The sequence below is a fragment of the Antarcticibacterium flavum genome (assembly GCF_006159205.1).
GTDB classification, from domain to species: domain Bacteria; phylum Bacteroidota; class Bacteroidia; order Flavobacteriales; family Flavobacteriaceae; genus Gillisia; species Gillisia flava.
The window spans coordinates 1-14,556 of sequence record NZ_CP040812.1; the positions used below are offsets into that span (position 1 = coordinate 1).

A 14,556-nucleotide genomic window follows, 5' to 3' on the forward strand; every position below is an offset into this window, starting at 1 on the left:
CTGTGGTGGGGATCCAGGCTCACCACGATCAATAACTTATTCTCGCCGTCCTGGCTTATTTTGGAATAACATAAAATCTGGTCATTATCTGTATCGCAAAATTCAATATTCCAGGTGCTTTGGAGTGCCTGTTTTCTTTTCTTATTCTGTTAAGGAGGGTGATAGTCTCTTTTGTTTTGGTTTGTTTATTCCAGTCCCAATGCTTGACCTCATATTTCTCAGATCTTATATATTCCTCCTTCCTGGATAAGGTTCATTTAGATTATATTCGAAAAGGGGGCCATACATCCCGTAGTTGGAGGAAAGCGTCCCTGCAAGGATGAGCCTTATTAGAAATGAAGGTTCTTCTTTATGCTCCAATGAAATTGGAAGTATATCGGGAGTATTTGGCAGAAGTTGGGCCGGAAATATTCCCTCATTTCTGTTTTGGTAAGTTCTGTAATGTATTCTATAAATTCCGCCTTACTGTTTCTCCAGGTGAAATAGGTATAGGACTGGGTGAAACCTATCTTCCCCAGTTTTTCCATGACCCTTGGCCTGGTAAAAGCTTCAGCAAGAAAAATAATGCCATCATACTTTTTGATTTATATCGTTAATGAGCCATTCCCAGAAAATAAAGGATTTGGTATGTGGATTATCAACCCTAAAGATCTTAACCCCTTTATCTATCCAATATTCCACAATGCTTTTAAGTTCCTTCCAGAGATTTTCCCAGTCGGCTGTTTCAAAATTCACTGGCAAGACGTCCTGGTATTTTTTTGGCGGATTTTCAGCATATTGTACAGTGCCATCCGGGCGCCATTTGAACCATTGGGGATGCTCTTTTACATAGGGATGGTCTGGAGAACATTGAATTGCAAAATCCAAAGCCACCTCTATCCCCAGGTCATTAGCTTTACCAACGAAATTCACAAAATCATCGATAGTACCAAGTTCAGGATGAATAGCCTTGTGGCCGCCTTCCTTTGCACCTATGGCCCATGGGGAGCCGGGATCACCGGCATTGGCAGTGGTGGCATTGTTCACACCTTTGCGGTGGCTGCGTCCTATAGGATGAATAGGAGGCAAGTAGATTACATCAAATCCCATTTTACTTATTCCTTCAAGGATCCTTTCGCTGGTTTGAAATGTCCCATGCTCCCCTTCATTGGGAGAAGTGGACCTTGGGAAAAATTCATACCAGGAGCTAAATAAGGCCCTTTCCCTTTCTACCAGTACTTCGAGTGTTTTATCGTACCGGCTCGAATGATTTCTATCTCTTGAATGATACATGATAGAGGATACCTCTTCACTTAAGGCCAGATTTACCGAGGCTTCGTCGTTATTATCGTCCCTTAAGACCTCTATCCATTTTTGAAGTTTCTTTTTATCTGGCGAAGTAGCGCGTGCAATTGCCTCCTCCATCATTTGAGCCCAATAAGAAGTTCGGTTTGTATAGGTTGATTGGCCTCATATTTTTTTTGGAGACCGTCCTGCCAGGTTTTAAAATGATCTATCCAGGCCTCAATTGTATTCAAAAAACCCGGTTTCGGGTGCCTGGAAATGCATTGTCCATTTATCATTTCCCAGGAATTCCATTGGTTTTTCCTGCCACTTCCTCTCTTTACCCTTTCCTTTTTTCTTTTCACGAAAAAAGTACGGCATCCACTTTATCGTGACCATCCCCGTATATCCTAAAATCCGCATCTCTCTTTAAAATTGATCTTTTTTATAGGTTCATAATAAAAATGTTTTCCATTATTTTGTTTCCGAGGAATTATCCAGGCACATTTTATTTTTTATTATTGAGATGTTTACTATTTGAGGTTTGAAAAGCTAATTTTTTTGAATTAAGACAATAATAGCTCATCCCTGGTGTAGGATTATTTTTGCAGATATTAGATTTCTTTCTACTCTTTCTGTTGTTGTTACTATGTTTGATAATGGTTGTATGAATAAATCCTTAATTTGAGTTGGCGGCTTTGTTTGATCCATTTAGCAGGTAATATGATAAATCTGAAAATGAATTTTTTCATCCTGTAAGTGGGTTTTAGATACCTGTTCGTTTTAGAAAAATGCTGGATTATCTTATTGTAGAGATTCCGGCATATTGCCGTAAAGTATAAGAAGACAAGATTTTTGTTCAAGGATGAGAAAGGCATATTGTTCCAACCAAAATCATTTTTAAGTATATCAAACTGGCGCTCCATATTTCCTCTTTGGTTGTAAAACGCTGCAACACCTTTGGTATCCAGATCAAAATCATTTGTTATTATGGCTCTATAATCATAAATATCTTGAGTAATCAAGTCTATCTGCCTATCTTTTTTTGGTTTTCTTTTTACAACGAGTCTATATGTTTGTGCCTTATTTGATGGGGACTGTCGTTTAAAGGGGGTTATCTCAATAGATCCTACTTCCATGGTCCCATCTTCACACTTCATTTCTTCCCACTGGCCAACTTGGGAAAAATATTTTCAACATAGCTGTTCCTGCATCCTATGTAAAAATTATCAACCTTACTTTGTAAGAAGGAAATGACATCATATTGGTATGATGCCGCATCGGCTCTGAAATTATGGACTTTTTTGATCTTTTGGGAATCCAATAAATCAAATACTCTTTTAAGGGTGTCTAGCTGAAAAGATTTTGCATCCGAGTTTCCGTTCCGGTTTTCAATATATAGGATGTTCTCTTCATTTATGGTACATACTCCGGGCTGATATCCATAATTCCTTTTATACGTCATCTTACTATCTTCCTTTTCATTGAAAATAATCGTGTTGTCGTAATCAATAGTAAGCTTGTCAGACTTAAAAACTCCAAGCTTTTTAAGAATATCTATATTCAGACTTTCTAATTTTTTGAGTTTGTACAATATTGATGAGTTACAACACCTCGCTTGGTTTTACAAGATTGAGTTTGCTCGGAAAGTTGAGATAGTCTTCTTAAAACAGTGTCAGGACTTGCTAGTTTTACAAAAGGATTATTAGTGAAATGGGGTTTCAAATGTGCTTGTAAATCTTCGATATAATCTCCTCCACAGAGGTAGACTGATTTCAAAGAATAGAAAATGTCTTTCCAGGAATATTTACTTTGATTGACCATTGGAGGAAGCCTGTCATTACAAATTTGATCGATGTTCATCTTGTTCAAATAGTCAAAAACAAAATTTGCTCCTCCGAAAGCGGAGATCGGATTGGATTTTATTATCTTCACGGCTGTAGTATTGTGCAACACTAATTTAAGTGAATATTACGTAGCTGCAAAGCCCCATTAAATAAGGTTTTGCAGCTTTTTTATATAAGACTTACGGATTTTAGGATATATCGGCAGTTACATCTACCCTTTCATTTACAGTTCTCTTTATGGATACTTACCGCAATCTATTTGCGGTTTCACATTATCTATACTTACTCTTAAATGTCCTTCTATATTCATTAATTTCATTTGTAGATTATTGTTTATAATAGTCCCATTTTAATAAGGGAGCACTCTTTTAATTTTTTAATATTTATCTTGTATTGAGATTTTGCTCATATTTGAAATCTTTATCAAAAGCCTGATTATTGGATACCTAAGGTGCCGGCTATTTTTAAAGTACTTAAAGTTAGATAAGTGGGGTAAACTTCTCCGTTAAAATATTACTAAACTTAATTCTTAGGGATTATCCTTCTTAGATTTGATAATTCCAAGCATTAATTAAAATAATGAATAGAAAACAGGAGCAGAATATCTTCAGAATAATAAAACCCGATTTTGCGTTTGGGCACCTTTTAAGGAAAAGGTTGCAGTAAAGCTTAAGGAAAAAAAGCCAATATCCCTTACCAGGGATAAGAATGGTTATTGGGAGGGTATAGTTGAAGGAACAAAACCCGGGGATTATATAAATATATACTTAATAATAAGGATCAATTTCCAGATCCTGCTTCTCGCTCCCAGCCGGAGGGTGTTCATTCCTGGTCGCAGGTTATAGATCAAAATGAATTTTCCTGGCAGGATAATGACTGGAAAGGAATTCCCTTATCACAAATGGTAATTTATGAGCTTCACGTTGGACTTTTACCCCGCAGGGAACTTATGAGGCGATTATTGATAAACTGGACCACCTGTTGGAATTGGGAGCCAATACTATAGAAATAATGCCCATTTCCCCAATTTCCCGGAGAAAGGAATTGGGGATATGATGGAGTGTATCCTTATGCTGCTCAATATAGCTATGGCGGAGTAAATGGATTAAAAAAATGATTGATGCCTGCCATAAGAAGGGGATTGCAGTTATTCTTGATGCTGTTTACAACCATATGGGCCCCGAGGGAAATTACCTGTCCAGTACGGCCCTTACTTTACTGAAAATACCAGACACCCTGGGGAGCAGCACTTAATTTTGATGATGAGCACAGTGACGAGGTTCGAAATTTTTTCTTGCAGAATGCCATAATGTGGCTGGAGGATTTTCATTTTGATGGATTAAGGCTTGATGCTATTCACGAAATAATTGATCGTGGAGCGAGGCATTTATTAAAAGAAATGAGTCAAAAGGTAGATGAAATGGAAGAAAAAACAAGTCGTCGTTTTGTCCTTATTGCAGAGAGCGACCTCAATGATACAAAGGTGGTTAATTCCTATGAAAAAGGGGATTTGGACTGGAAGGGCAGTGGGTAGATGATTTTCATCACGCTGTACATACACTGCTTACCGGGGAAAAAGAAGGATATTACAGCGATTATGGTAAACTTTCTCAGCTTGCCAAAGCATTTAAACAAGGGTTTATTTATGATGGCGTTTATTCTTCTCACAGGAAAAGAACAGTGGGAAACAGTCCAAAGGGCTTAGCCCCGCACCATTTTGTTGTTTCAATTCAAAATCATGACCAGGTGGGAAACCGGATGCTTGGCGACCGGTTAACTCATCTTCTTTCCTTCGAAGGACAAAAGCTTGCCGCAGGCATAATGCTTACTTCTGCCTTTGTGCCAATGTTGTTTATGGGAGAGGAATTTGGAGAGGAGAATCCTTTCCAATATTTTGTAAGTCACGGTGATCCAGAGCTGGTAAAAGCCGTTCAGCAAGGAAGGAAAAGAGAGTTCGAATATTTTCTTACCCATGAAGGCGATTTCCCAGACCCGCAGTCAAAAGAGACCTTTAATAACTCCAAATTAAACTGGAATTTTAAAGATGACGAAAGGAAAAAGAAAACTATTTGAATTTTATAAATATCTACTGAAGCTAAGAAAGGAAGGAGAATTTGAACTTTCAGAATAGTGAAATAAAAACACAGCTATTGTTGAAAAAAATCTTTTGCTGGCTGAAACTGAAAACTCGAAGGGGCTTCTTGCAGCTTACAATTTTAGTAATGAGCCTCAAAGTATAAAATGCCTGAAGGTGATTTAAAGATCCTGCTGGCATCTGCAATAAGCAATGGGGAGGCAGAGAGAATTTTTCGCCGGGAGAGAAGTTGCCGGGACATTCCTTTATCATTTGTAAAAAGGATTAAAAATTGTTCCCACATATTAATTAATGCAGAAGAAAGATCGAGGATATTTTTCTGCCACTTATAAAGAATGAAAATATGAAAGAGAAATATGTTTGCATCCATGGCCATTTTTACCAGCCACCACGTGAAAACCCCTGGTTAAACAAGGTAGAGATCCAGGATTCGGCCTACCCATATCATGACTGGAACCATAGGATCAATGCAGAGTGCTATGTAAGGAATACCTCCTCCAGGATTTGGGATGATGAGGGAAAGATCAAAGCCATAATGAATAATTATGGCTGGATGAGCTTTAATATAGGTCCCACGCTTTTGGCCTGGATGGAAAATGAGGCCCCGGGAACCTATAATGCCATTTTGGAGGCCGACAAGGAGAGCCAGGAAAGATTTTCAGGCCACGGGTCTGCAATTGCACAGGCATTTAATCATTTGATCATGCCGCTTGCAAACGAAAGGGACCAGGAAACCCAAATCATTTGGGGAATAGAAGATTTTAAGTCTCGTTTTAATCGGGATCCCGAAGGCATGTGGCTGGGAGAACAGCAGTAAACACCAGCACCCTGGAATTGATGGCAAAGCATGGGATCAAATTCACTATCCTGTCACCTTATCAGGCAAAGCAGGTGAGGAAACTGGGAGAAAAGGAATGGCATGATGCTACCAATGCTAAAGTAGACACCAAAAAAGCCTATATCTACAAACTTCCTTCAGGAAAAGCATAAGTCTCTTCTTTTATGATGGCCCGGCTTCGCAAGGAGTTGCATTTGAAGGACTTCTTAATGACGGGGAACGCTTTGCCTCAAGACTACAGGGACAATTTACAGATGAGGAAAAAGTGCAGTTAGTGCATATTGCAACAGATGGGGAAAGCTATGGCCATCACCATCACCTGGGAGAAATGGCTTTATCTTATTGTCTACATCACCTTGAGGAACAGGAGGATTCCACATTGACCATTTATGGGGAATTCCTGGAGAAATTTCCCCCGGAATATGAAGCCCAGATCGTGGAAAACACTTCATGGAGCTGCTACCATGGTGTAGAGAGATGGCGGTCAGACTGCGGGTGCAACACCGGGGGGAATGAAGGATGGGACCAGCAATGGCGGGAACCACTTCGAAAGACCTTTGACTGGGTACGGGACCATCTCATTGGCCTTTATGAGAAAGAGATGGCAGCCTACACTTCCAGCCCTGGGAAGTAAGGAATAATTATATTAAAGTGATCCTTGACCGGGACCGGCACAACGTAGAAGAGTTTCTGGAAGCAAATTTCAAAAAGGAACTGGATGAGGAAGAAAGGGTAAAGCTGTTGAAGCTCCTGGAGATGCAATATCATAGTATGCTTATGTATACCAGTTGTGGTTGGTTCTTTGATGAGGTCACGGGATTGAGTCCATGCAGGATATTTTTATGCTAAACGGGCTATCCAGCTTGCTGAGGAAATTAGCGGTAAGAGCTACGAGGAGGATTTTGTGAGACTACTTGAGGAGATCCCGAGTAACATTCCCGAATATGGAACTGCACTTACGGCGTACAGAAAGTTCGTTGAACCCATGGCCCTGGATATGATTCGAATTGGAGCTCACTACGCGGTCTCATCCTCTTTGAGGAATTCCCTGAAGAGGTGAGCCTTTATAACTTTAGCGCGAGTGTCAAAACAAGACATTATTATGAAGCAGGGAAACAAAAGCTGGTGATAGGGCGTACAGAATTTCGTTCAGATATCACCTGGGAAACGGTAGATATCTCATATGCCGTATTGCATATGGGGATCACCACTTATTTGGAGGAGTGCGAAAATATCTTGGAGCAGAAGCTTTGGAAGAAATGCATTCCAGTGTTGCCAGTTTCTTTCATAAAGGGAATGTATATGAGATCTTTAATATGATGGACCAGTACTTTGGTAACCATAATTATTCCTTCTGGCATTTATTCAGGGATGAGCAGCGAAGTATTATGAAGCTTATCATGGAAAATACCCTCAAGAGTGTTGAGACCAGTATGCAGCAAATTTATGATAACTCCTATCCCTTACTTCAAACTTTTAAGGAGATCAACATGGCAGTTCCCAACAGGTTAAAAATGCCTGTAGATATGGCTGTGAACAACAAGATCATTCATGAACTGGAGAATGAACATTTTAAACTTCATCGCTTAAAGCATTTGCTGGAATCTGCTTCACATATCAATGTGACTTTGGATGATGTTACCCTGGGTTATCTTACAGATAATAAGCTTAATTCCTTAATGAAGCAACTAAGGGAAGACCCAGATAATATTGAATTGCTTAAGCTCATTAATGATTTCTTACAACTTATTAAGGAAAGTCCTCTTGAACCTAACGAATGGGAGGCACAAAACATTGCATTTGAGATAAAGGATGAGCAGTTTGATCATTATTCAAACGAGGAGAAGGCCGGGAATGAAAAAGCAGGGGAGTGGATACAGGCATTCATTGAGCTGGAAAAGAAATTAAACCTCGTACCATAATGAAAAAGCCAGATACTACTTACAGGCTTCAACTCTCTCCCGGTTTTACCATTGAAGACCTTAAACCGCGTTTGGAGTACCTTCATAAACTGGGAATTTCAACCATTTATTCAGCTCCATTTTTCCAGGCCAGGGAAGGAAGTACTCATGGCTATGACGTAATAGATCCCTTTACTATTAACCTGGAAATCGGGACACTGGAGCAGTTTAGGGAAATAGGACAAACACTGCAGAAGAGAAATATGACGTGGCTGCAGGATATAGTTCCAAATCATATGGCTTATGATGGGGGAAATGTTTGGTTAAAAGATATTTTTGAACTAGGCCCGGAGTCTAAATATTATAATTTTTTCGATATCAACTGGGATTACCAGGGCAAGGATAAGGTCATGGCACCTTTCCTTGGAAAATCACTGCAGGAGGTCCTGGAAGCAGGGGAACTTAAGCTTCAGTTTGATGCTGAAGGATTTTCCCTGGCTTATTATGATAATGTCTATCCTATAAGCAAAAGGTCTTATAGTTTCATGTTAGCTGAAGCCAATCCTGAAAGCTCCCAAAATTTTGATAAGGTCTTTAAAGAGCACAAGGATTGGGAGGATATAAAGATCGCTCTGTATAGAGAACTGGAACGTAACCCTAAACTTAAGGAAGATGCTGAAGCAGGAGTGAAAAAAATAAATTCCTCAAAGCAGAAAATGGAGCAGCTCGTAAACCTGCAATATTACCTGCCCGCCCACTGGAAGGAAACAGAGAAGGAGATAAATTACCGCAGGTTCTTTACCATCAATGACCTAATTTGTCTTAGCATGGAAAAAGAGGAGGTATTCAATGCATATCATCTTTATATTAAAGAATTGTGCGATGCAGGCCTTATACAAGGGTTAAGAATTGATCATGTAGACGGGCTGTACGATCCAAGGCAATATTTGCAGGCACTAAGAAACCTGGTGGGGAAAGACTTTTACCTTATCGTGGAAAAAATTCTTGAAGCGGGAGAAGAACTGCCACGGGATTGGCCTGTTGAAGGCACCAGTGGATACGATTTTCTTGCCACTGTCAATCATTTGTTTACCAACACCAGGAATGACAGGTTCTTTTCCAAAGCCTATGAGGAGATCTCGCCAAAGTTTGCCGATTATGAGGCGCTGGTTTACGAAAAGAAATTATTCATTCTTAAGGAGCGAATGGGAGGTGAACTTAATAATCTTTGGGATTTACTGGAATATAAGGAACTTCTTCCTTCCAATAACTCGTATAACAAACAGGAGTGGAAGGAGATTCTGAGTATTTTTCTTGCAGGATTTCCGGTTTACAGGATCTACCCTGGAAAATATCCTTTAACAAAGCCTGAGGCAGAGATCATTCAAACAGCTTACGGTAATGCCGTAGAGCATTCGCCGCAGCATAAAGAGGGACTTGATTATATAAGAGATCTATTTCTTGGTAAGGTTAATAGAAATAAGGAGAGTATGCTTTATTTCCTGCAAAGATGCCAGCAATTTACCGGTCCATTGGCTGCAAAAGGGGTGGAGGATACTTCCTTCTATATTTATAACAGGCTTGTCTCCCACAATGAAGTTGGAGATTCTCCAGAGAACTTTGGTATAACAATAGATCAATTCCACCAGGCTATGATAGCCCGTAGATCACAATTTCCCTATACTATAAATGCTACTGCCACTCACGATACCAAAAGGGGAGAAGATACCAGGATGAGGTTGAATGTTATAAGTGAGATACCGCGGGAATGGTTTGAAAAAGTAAATGAATGGAAAGAACTCAATGCCGGGATCAGGAAAAATAAAAAAGGTCCCGGGGCGAACGAGGAATACTTTATATATCAAACTTTACTTGCAGGTTTGCCTTACAGGCAGGAAGATGATTTTCTCACCCGCACCTGTGAATACCTGCAAAAAGTTTTAAGAGAGGCAAAGGTTCACTCCAATTGGGCCGAACCTAATGAAGATTATGAGAATGATGTTTTTAAATTTATTGAGGAGGTCCTTCATAATGATACCTTTAGAAAGTCTTTTGATCCATTTCAGAAAAAAATCGCCGGTTTGGGAGCAGTAAAATCCCTGGGGCAATTGTTGATCAAAATTACATCCCCGGGCATCCCCGATATCTACCAGGGGACAGAACTTTGGGACCTAAGCTTTGTAGATCCAGATAACAGGCGGCCTGTGGATTATGACTTAAGGCAGGAGTTCCTGGTAAAATTTGAAAATTTGCAGGTTAGTAAGGATAGTTTAAAAGAGCTCACCACTAATTTTAAAACCGGAGAGGTGAAAATGTATACTATGCTCAAAACACTGCAGCATCGCAGGGAAAATGAGGAACTATTCACACTTGGAGAATATATCCCACTCGAAGTAACGGGAGAGAATTCAGGGAATTTTGTCGCTTTCTCCAGGAGGTTTAAAAATGATTATTCTTTAGTAGTTGTACCGGCGCTGGTAAATGAACTTTTTGACCCTTCCAATTTAGCAGTGGACATTGAAAGAATAAAAGACTTAAAGGTTGTTCTTTCCAAAGGGTATCCAGGTACCTGGAAAAATATATTTACAAATGAATTTTCAGACAATCAAGGATCTCTTGAACTTACATCACATTTGGAGCAATTCCCGGTTGTATTATTTAAAAGTGCGAAAGACAAATAAATGGAATTAGAAAGAAGTAGCGGAATTCTCCTGCATATTACCTCCCTGCCTTCTGCATTTGGCATTGGCGACCTGGGACCTGAGGCCTATAAATTCATTGATTTCCTGGCAGCATCGGGTAATACATACTGGCAGCTATTGCCTTTAAATCCTACTTATAAAAAATATAATCATTCGCCTTATAGCAGTGATTCTGCCTTTGCGGGGAATCCTCTCCTTATAAGCCCTGAAGATCTGGAGGATGAGGGATATCTAAATTTAAAGGATTTTACAGCTTCAGGCTTATCGGCTTCGGGAAAAACAGACTTTGAAAAGGCCAGGAAGTTTAAAGAAGAACTTTTGGATGCGGCCTTTTCTGCATTTAAAACTAAAAGAAAACCTGGAGCGTATTCTTCATTTGCCAGGACCCATTCCTACTGGCTGGAGGATTATGCGCTGTTTAGAGCTATATCAAAAGATCATACGAGTGCCTGGTCCACCTGGCCGGTAAGTTTAAGGGACCGTAAACCGGCAGCTATTAAAAAGGCTAAAGAAGAACTGAAAGAAGAAATAGAAAAGATTAAATTCATTCAATTCATCTTTTTCAGCCAGTGGAAAAAATTAATTACCTATGCTCATAAGAATGGCATAAAACTTATTGGAGATATTCCTTTCTATGTCACCCATGACAGTGCCGATATTTGGGCTCATCAATCTTATTTTAAACTGGACAGTGAGAAGGAGCCAAAATTTCTATCAGGTGTTCCTCCAGACTATTTCAGCAAAACAGGGCAATTATGGGGTACCCCTGTGTATGACTGGGAGATTCTAAAAACCAAAGGTTATGACTGGTGGATCGAACGAATAAGACAAAACTTACTGCTTTTTGATCTTGTAAGGCTGGATCATTTCAGGGCTTTTGCAGCTTACTGGGAGGTGCCTGCAGGTGAAAAAACAGCAGTTAACGGGAAATGGGCAAAAACGCCCGGAACCCACTTTTTTAAGATCGTTAAGGAGGAATTTCCAAAAATGCCCTTGATAGCTGAGGATCTTGGCTCTCTGGATGAGCCGGTATACAGGCTGCTGGAAAAATATAATTTTCCCGGTATGAAAGTGCTGCACTTTGCCTTTGGAGAAGAAAAAAAGAAAAATCCTTACCTGCCTTTTAATCATAGCCCCCATAGTATTGTTTACACCGGCACGCATGATAACAACACCAGCAAAGGCTGGTATAAAGAAGCAGATATAGAGGCCAGGGAGCACCTTGAAAAGTTTAGTGGCACAAAAGTTACCGGAAAGAATGTAAACGAGGTTCTTCATCGCCTGGCACTATCTTCTGTTTCTAAACTCGCTGTTATTCCAATGCAGGATATCCTGGGACTGGGCAGTGAAGGTTTAATGAATATCCCGGGTAGCACAGAGGGAAACTGGACGTGGAGAATGGAGGAGGGGAAATTGAAACCGGTTCTACGTAAAAAGCTAAAAGCACTAAATGAGCTTTACGGTCGTAAGGAGATCCCGAAAAAGAAAAGAAGGAAAAAATAAAAAGGTTTTCCTAGCGAACTTAAGTTCTTCAGGAAAACCTTTTATTTTGTAGATATTTAACCTTTTTTAGTTACTTCTCTCAATTTGCCGTTGGATCTTTTCAATGGCATTTTGTATGGATTTATCGGGCTCAATGATGTTATTCTCACCCCAGAATCTTACATCTGTAAATCCTGAAACATCATCTGCCATCACAACGCTTTGACTTAGGAAAGTGTCATCTTTTTTAACTTTTTCCTCAGGACGTCTTTCCCAGTCTGTAACAGCCATTTCACTGTTAACGGTATATTTTGTGTTGAATAATTTACGCTTCCAGTTCACAACAAATTCCAATTGTGCACTACCGTATCCATAATACCATTTACCATCACTCTCGCGATAATCTATTTCATATTGGACATTTACAGGATGTACCCGCGCCCCGGAAGGTTTTTTCCTTACGAACATCTGGCTGGCAACATTCCTGTTATCAACGTTAAGTTCATAAACAGCTTTAACCAGGGAAGAGGTTTGTGCATCTATAAAAAGCTTTCCAAAGAACCATGGCAGTTCTTTATTAATTTGCTCAAAATTAACCACATATAAATATCGATTATTTAGCCTGGTTGGTTCATCAAAGCTAAAGGTATAATCATTGAGTTCATTGGGCCTGAACAGGTATTCTGGATATTTCATTACATCACTGTAAAGGTTATTGAAAGGCCCACCTCTTAACTTAAGGGCGAGGGTATCCAACCTTTTATAATCGGCACTCTTCCTTGCCTTTACAAGGGAGATATCATCTTTTCCCATAGAGGTGTAAGGTTTTTTATGGATCCTTACAACAGCTTCAGCAAGAGAGACATTTCTCCATCTTGTTTTTATAGCTTCTCTATAAAAGGCTGTCATCAGGGTGGGATCATCTATATAATTATCTCCGGTTTTTGAAAGCATTGTCTGTACAAGCTGTTTGGCGTCATTGGCAGTAAAGACACTTATTTCTGAAAGTTCTTCAAAGTTTTCATCAAGTTCAATGATAGTATTTTCCTTTTTAAAATATTCCAGGGAAATGGTCTTGCTTTTGTAACCCAGATTGGATACCGTAACCGTACCCTCTGTTATTCTTACCGGAATTTTCAGGGAAAATTCTCCCTCGGTATTGGTTACCGTAGAGATGTTAGATCCATCCAGGGACAGGAAGGCAGAGGATACTGCATCACCTGTTTGGCTGTCGCGCACTTCACCTTTATACTCGTTGAATTGATCCTGTATTTGCTGTGCTTGCACCATAGGGTAGCTTACCAGCAATACAATGGGAAGCATCCAAAGTAAAGGTAAGTGAATTAGAGTTTTAATTTTTGTTTTCATTTCTTTTTCAAAATAATTGTTATTCCCTAATATACAGAATTTTAGTTATTTGTTAACAGCCGAAACGTAATTTTTTTTATAGATTGGCCTGTGGGTAAATTGAAAAATACTTTTATCTCCAATTACAAATAATTGTATTCCTATGAAAAAACATCACCTGCTTCTTATTGTATTGATCGTGATCCTGTTCTATCCTGTGATCTCAGCATTTCAGGCCGGTGATGTTCTGGGGACATTAACAGATGCAGGTAGGGTAGAGCGAAGCATATCGCTCTACCACCTAAGTATTTGGCTATCCTGGCTTGTATTTGTAAGCGTGGCCATTTTCCACAAGTGGACTACACAAGCCAATCAATTTTTTTACTTTACTTATATCTTTCTTTTTGTTGCCTATATAATCTATGGATATTTTTTACAGGAATTTGTAAACCGGTTTGAACTACCAACCACCTTTAGGGATAACTATAGCTTTGGAGTTCTTACAGCAATAATAAATTTTGCAGGGGCAGCGGCTTTGACGGGCATCCTGCAGGCGGGTGTATGGTGGTTCACCCGTAGATGGCATAGAAGGTAAATTATAATGAAAGATAATTTCTCTCATAGTCCCAAGGATTATTCCCAATACAGGCCCAAATATCCTCAAGAACTAATTGAGTATTTGATTCAACTGGTTAATAACACGGGGAAGCTTTGGGATTGTGGAACAGGGAATGGACAACTCGCAGCCGCACTGGCACCTTATTTCGAGAGGGTAGAAGCCACAGATATTAGCAGGCAACAAATAGCAGAGGCTAAGCAGAAGGAAAATATTAATTATACTGCTGTTCCGGCTGAAAGAACAAATTTTCCAGGTTCATTTTTTAATCTTGTAACAGTAGCGCAGGCTGTACACTGGTTTGAGTTTCAGGATTTCTACAGGGAGGTAAAACGGGTGCTGAAACCCGGGGAGTAATTTGTATTACCGGATACGGTTTAATTAGGGCAAATTCCCAAATCAATGAGATTGTAGACGACTTCTACAAAAATACCGTAGGCCCATACTGGGATGTAGAAAGAAAAT

At 39.6% G+C, this 14,556-nt stretch carries 16 protein-coding genes and 4 pseudogenes; 13 read left to right on the forward strand and 7 right to left on the reverse strand.

The window, feature by feature from the left end; all coding sequences use genetic code 11:
- Positions 1 to 335: 335 nt before the first annotated feature.
- The gene (locus tag FHG64_RS19050) at positions 336 to 596 is read left to right on the forward strand and encodes a hypothetical protein (RefSeq protein ID WP_168191283.1); all 261 of its coding nucleotides are present in this window, start codon (positions 336 to 338) and stop codon (positions 594 to 596) included.
- On the opposite strand, the gene FHG64_RS19055 is transcribed toward FHG64_RS19050, so the two are convergent.
- The 5 genes and pseudogenes from FHG64_RS19055 to FHG64_RS00020 all read right to left on the reverse strand — a co-directional run bounded on the left by FHG64_RS19055 (position 571) and on the right by FHG64_RS00020 (position 2,857).
- Positions 571 to 1,272 carry an alpha-amylase family glycosyl hydrolase gene (locus FHG64_RS19055; protein WP_394344229.1) on the reverse strand — a complete coding sequence of 234 codons (702 nt, stop codon included), beginning with the start codon at positions 1,270 to 1,272 and terminating at the stop codon, positions 571 to 573. The genes FHG64_RS19050 and FHG64_RS19055 overlap by 26 nt on opposite strands.
- Positions 1,264 to 1,562, reverse strand: a pseudogene (locus tag FHG64_RS19950) (maltotransferase domain-containing protein); the annotation flags it as partial. The pseudogene FHG64_RS19950 and the gene FHG64_RS19055, both read right to left, overlap by 9 nt.
- A complete protein-coding gene (locus tag FHG64_RS19060) occupies positions 1,504 to 1,686 on the reverse strand; it encodes a hypothetical protein (protein WP_168191285.1) in 183 nt (60 codons plus the stop codon). The pseudogene FHG64_RS19950 and the gene FHG64_RS19060, both read right to left, overlap by 59 nt.
- Positions 1,687 to 1,910: 224 nt before the next feature.
- The gene (locus FHG64_RS00015) at positions 1,911 to 2,423 is read right to left on the reverse strand and encodes a transposase (protein ID WP_139064526.1); all 513 of its coding nucleotides are present in this window, start codon (positions 2,421 to 2,423) and stop codon (positions 1,911 to 1,913) included.
- On the reverse strand, positions 2,420 to 2,857 hold the full coding sequence (locus FHG64_RS00020) for a transposase (RefSeq protein WP_168191291.1): 438 nt from the start codon (positions 2,855 to 2,857) through the stop codon (positions 2,420 to 2,422). Before FHG64_RS00020 ends, FHG64_RS00015 begins: the two co-directional genes overlap by 4 nt.
- A gap of 858 nt (positions 2,858 to 3,715) precedes the next feature.
- On the opposite strand from FHG64_RS00020, the pseudogene FHG64_RS19330 reads away from it, so the two are divergent.
- The 4 genes and pseudogenes from FHG64_RS19330 to FHG64_RS19345 all read left to right on the forward strand — a co-directional run.
- Positions 3,716 to 3,955 (forward strand): annotated as a pseudogene (locus tag FHG64_RS19330) (hypothetical protein); the annotation flags it as partial.
- A gap of 268 nt (positions 3,956 to 4,223) precedes the next feature.
- Positions 4,224 to 4,364, forward strand: coding sequence for an alpha-amylase family glycosyl hydrolase (locus FHG64_RS19335; protein ID WP_218937534.1), 141 nt, complete (start codon positions 4,224 to 4,226; stop codon positions 4,362 to 4,364).
- A gap of 40 nt (positions 4,365 to 4,404) precedes the next feature.
- On the forward strand, positions 4,405 to 4,644 hold the full coding sequence (locus FHG64_RS19340; protein WP_218937535.1) for a hypothetical protein: 240 nt from the start codon (positions 4,405 to 4,407) through the stop codon (positions 4,642 to 4,644).
- 212 nt (positions 4,645 to 4,856) lie between these two features.
- Positions 4,857 to 5,183, forward strand: a complete 327-nt coding sequence (locus FHG64_RS19345; RefSeq protein WP_218937536.1) for a hypothetical protein — start codon at positions 4,857 to 4,859, stop codon at positions 5,181 to 5,183.
- A 143-nt stretch (positions 5,184 to 5,326) separates the two neighbouring features.
- On the opposite strand, the gene FHG64_RS19065 is transcribed toward FHG64_RS19345, so the two are convergent.
- A complete protein-coding gene (locus tag FHG64_RS19065) occupies positions 5,327 to 5,575 on the reverse strand; it encodes a hypothetical protein (protein WP_168191286.1) in 249 nt (82 codons plus the stop codon).
- Here FHG64_RS19065 and FHG64_RS19745 point away from each other — a divergent pair.
- The 6 genes and pseudogenes from FHG64_RS19745 to malQ all read left to right on the forward strand — a co-directional run bounded on the left by FHG64_RS19745 (position 5,549) and on the right by malQ (position 12,149).
- Positions 5,549 to 6,022 carry a polysaccharide deacetylase family protein gene (locus FHG64_RS19745; RefSeq protein ID WP_218937537.1) on the forward strand — a complete coding sequence of 158 codons (474 nt, stop codon included), beginning with the start codon at positions 5,549 to 5,551 and terminating at the stop codon, positions 6,020 to 6,022. The genes FHG64_RS19065 and FHG64_RS19745 overlap by 27 nt on opposite strands.
- On the forward strand, positions 6,001 to 6,195 hold the full coding sequence (locus tag FHG64_RS19750) for a hypothetical protein (RefSeq protein WP_218937538.1): 195 nt from the start codon (positions 6,001 to 6,003) through the stop codon (positions 6,193 to 6,195). The genes FHG64_RS19745 and FHG64_RS19750 overlap by 22 nt, the downstream gene beginning before the upstream one ends.
- Positions 6,192 to 6,892 (forward strand): annotated as a pseudogene (locus FHG64_RS19755) (DUF3536 domain-containing protein). Before FHG64_RS19750 ends, FHG64_RS19755 begins: the two are co-directional and overlap by 4 nt.
- A gap of 25 nt (positions 6,893 to 6,917) precedes the next feature.
- Positions 6,918 to 7,965, forward strand: a pseudogene (locus FHG64_RS19470) (DUF3536 domain-containing protein).
- Complete coding sequence (gene treY / locus FHG64_RS00035) at positions 7,965 to 10,625, forward strand: malto-oligosyltrehalose synthase (RefSeq protein ID WP_139064528.1); 2,661 nt, start codon at positions 7,965 to 7,967, stop codon at positions 10,623 to 10,625. The pseudogene FHG64_RS19470 and the gene treY overlap by 1 nt, the downstream one beginning before the upstream one ends.
- Positions 10,626 to 12,149: a 4-alpha-glucanotransferase gene (malQ, locus tag FHG64_RS00040; protein WP_139064529.1), complete on the forward strand. Its 1,524-nt coding sequence runs from the start codon at positions 10,626 to 10,628 to the stop codon at positions 12,147 to 12,149.
- Positions 12,150 to 12,215: 66 nt separating this feature from the next.
- On the opposite strand, the gene FHG64_RS00045 is transcribed toward malQ, so the two are convergent.
- Entirely contained in the window at positions 12,216 to 13,496 is a 1,281-nt protein-coding gene (locus FHG64_RS00045) for a carboxypeptidase-like regulatory domain-containing protein (protein WP_139064530.1), read from the reverse strand.
- A 142-nt stretch (positions 13,497 to 13,638) separates the two neighbouring features.
- Here FHG64_RS00045 and FHG64_RS00050 point away from each other — a divergent pair, with 142 nt between their 5' ends.
- Positions 13,639 to 14,070, forward strand: a complete 432-nt coding sequence (locus tag FHG64_RS00050; protein ID WP_139064531.1) for a hypothetical protein — start codon at positions 13,639 to 13,641, stop codon at positions 14,068 to 14,070.
- A 6-nt stretch (positions 14,071 to 14,076) separates the two neighbouring features.
- A complete protein-coding gene (locus FHG64_RS19475) occupies positions 14,077 to 14,448 on the forward strand; it encodes a class I SAM-dependent methyltransferase (protein ID WP_246054214.1) in 372 nt (123 codons plus the stop codon).
- The last annotated feature ends 108 nt before the right edge of the window (positions 14,449 to 14,556 follow it).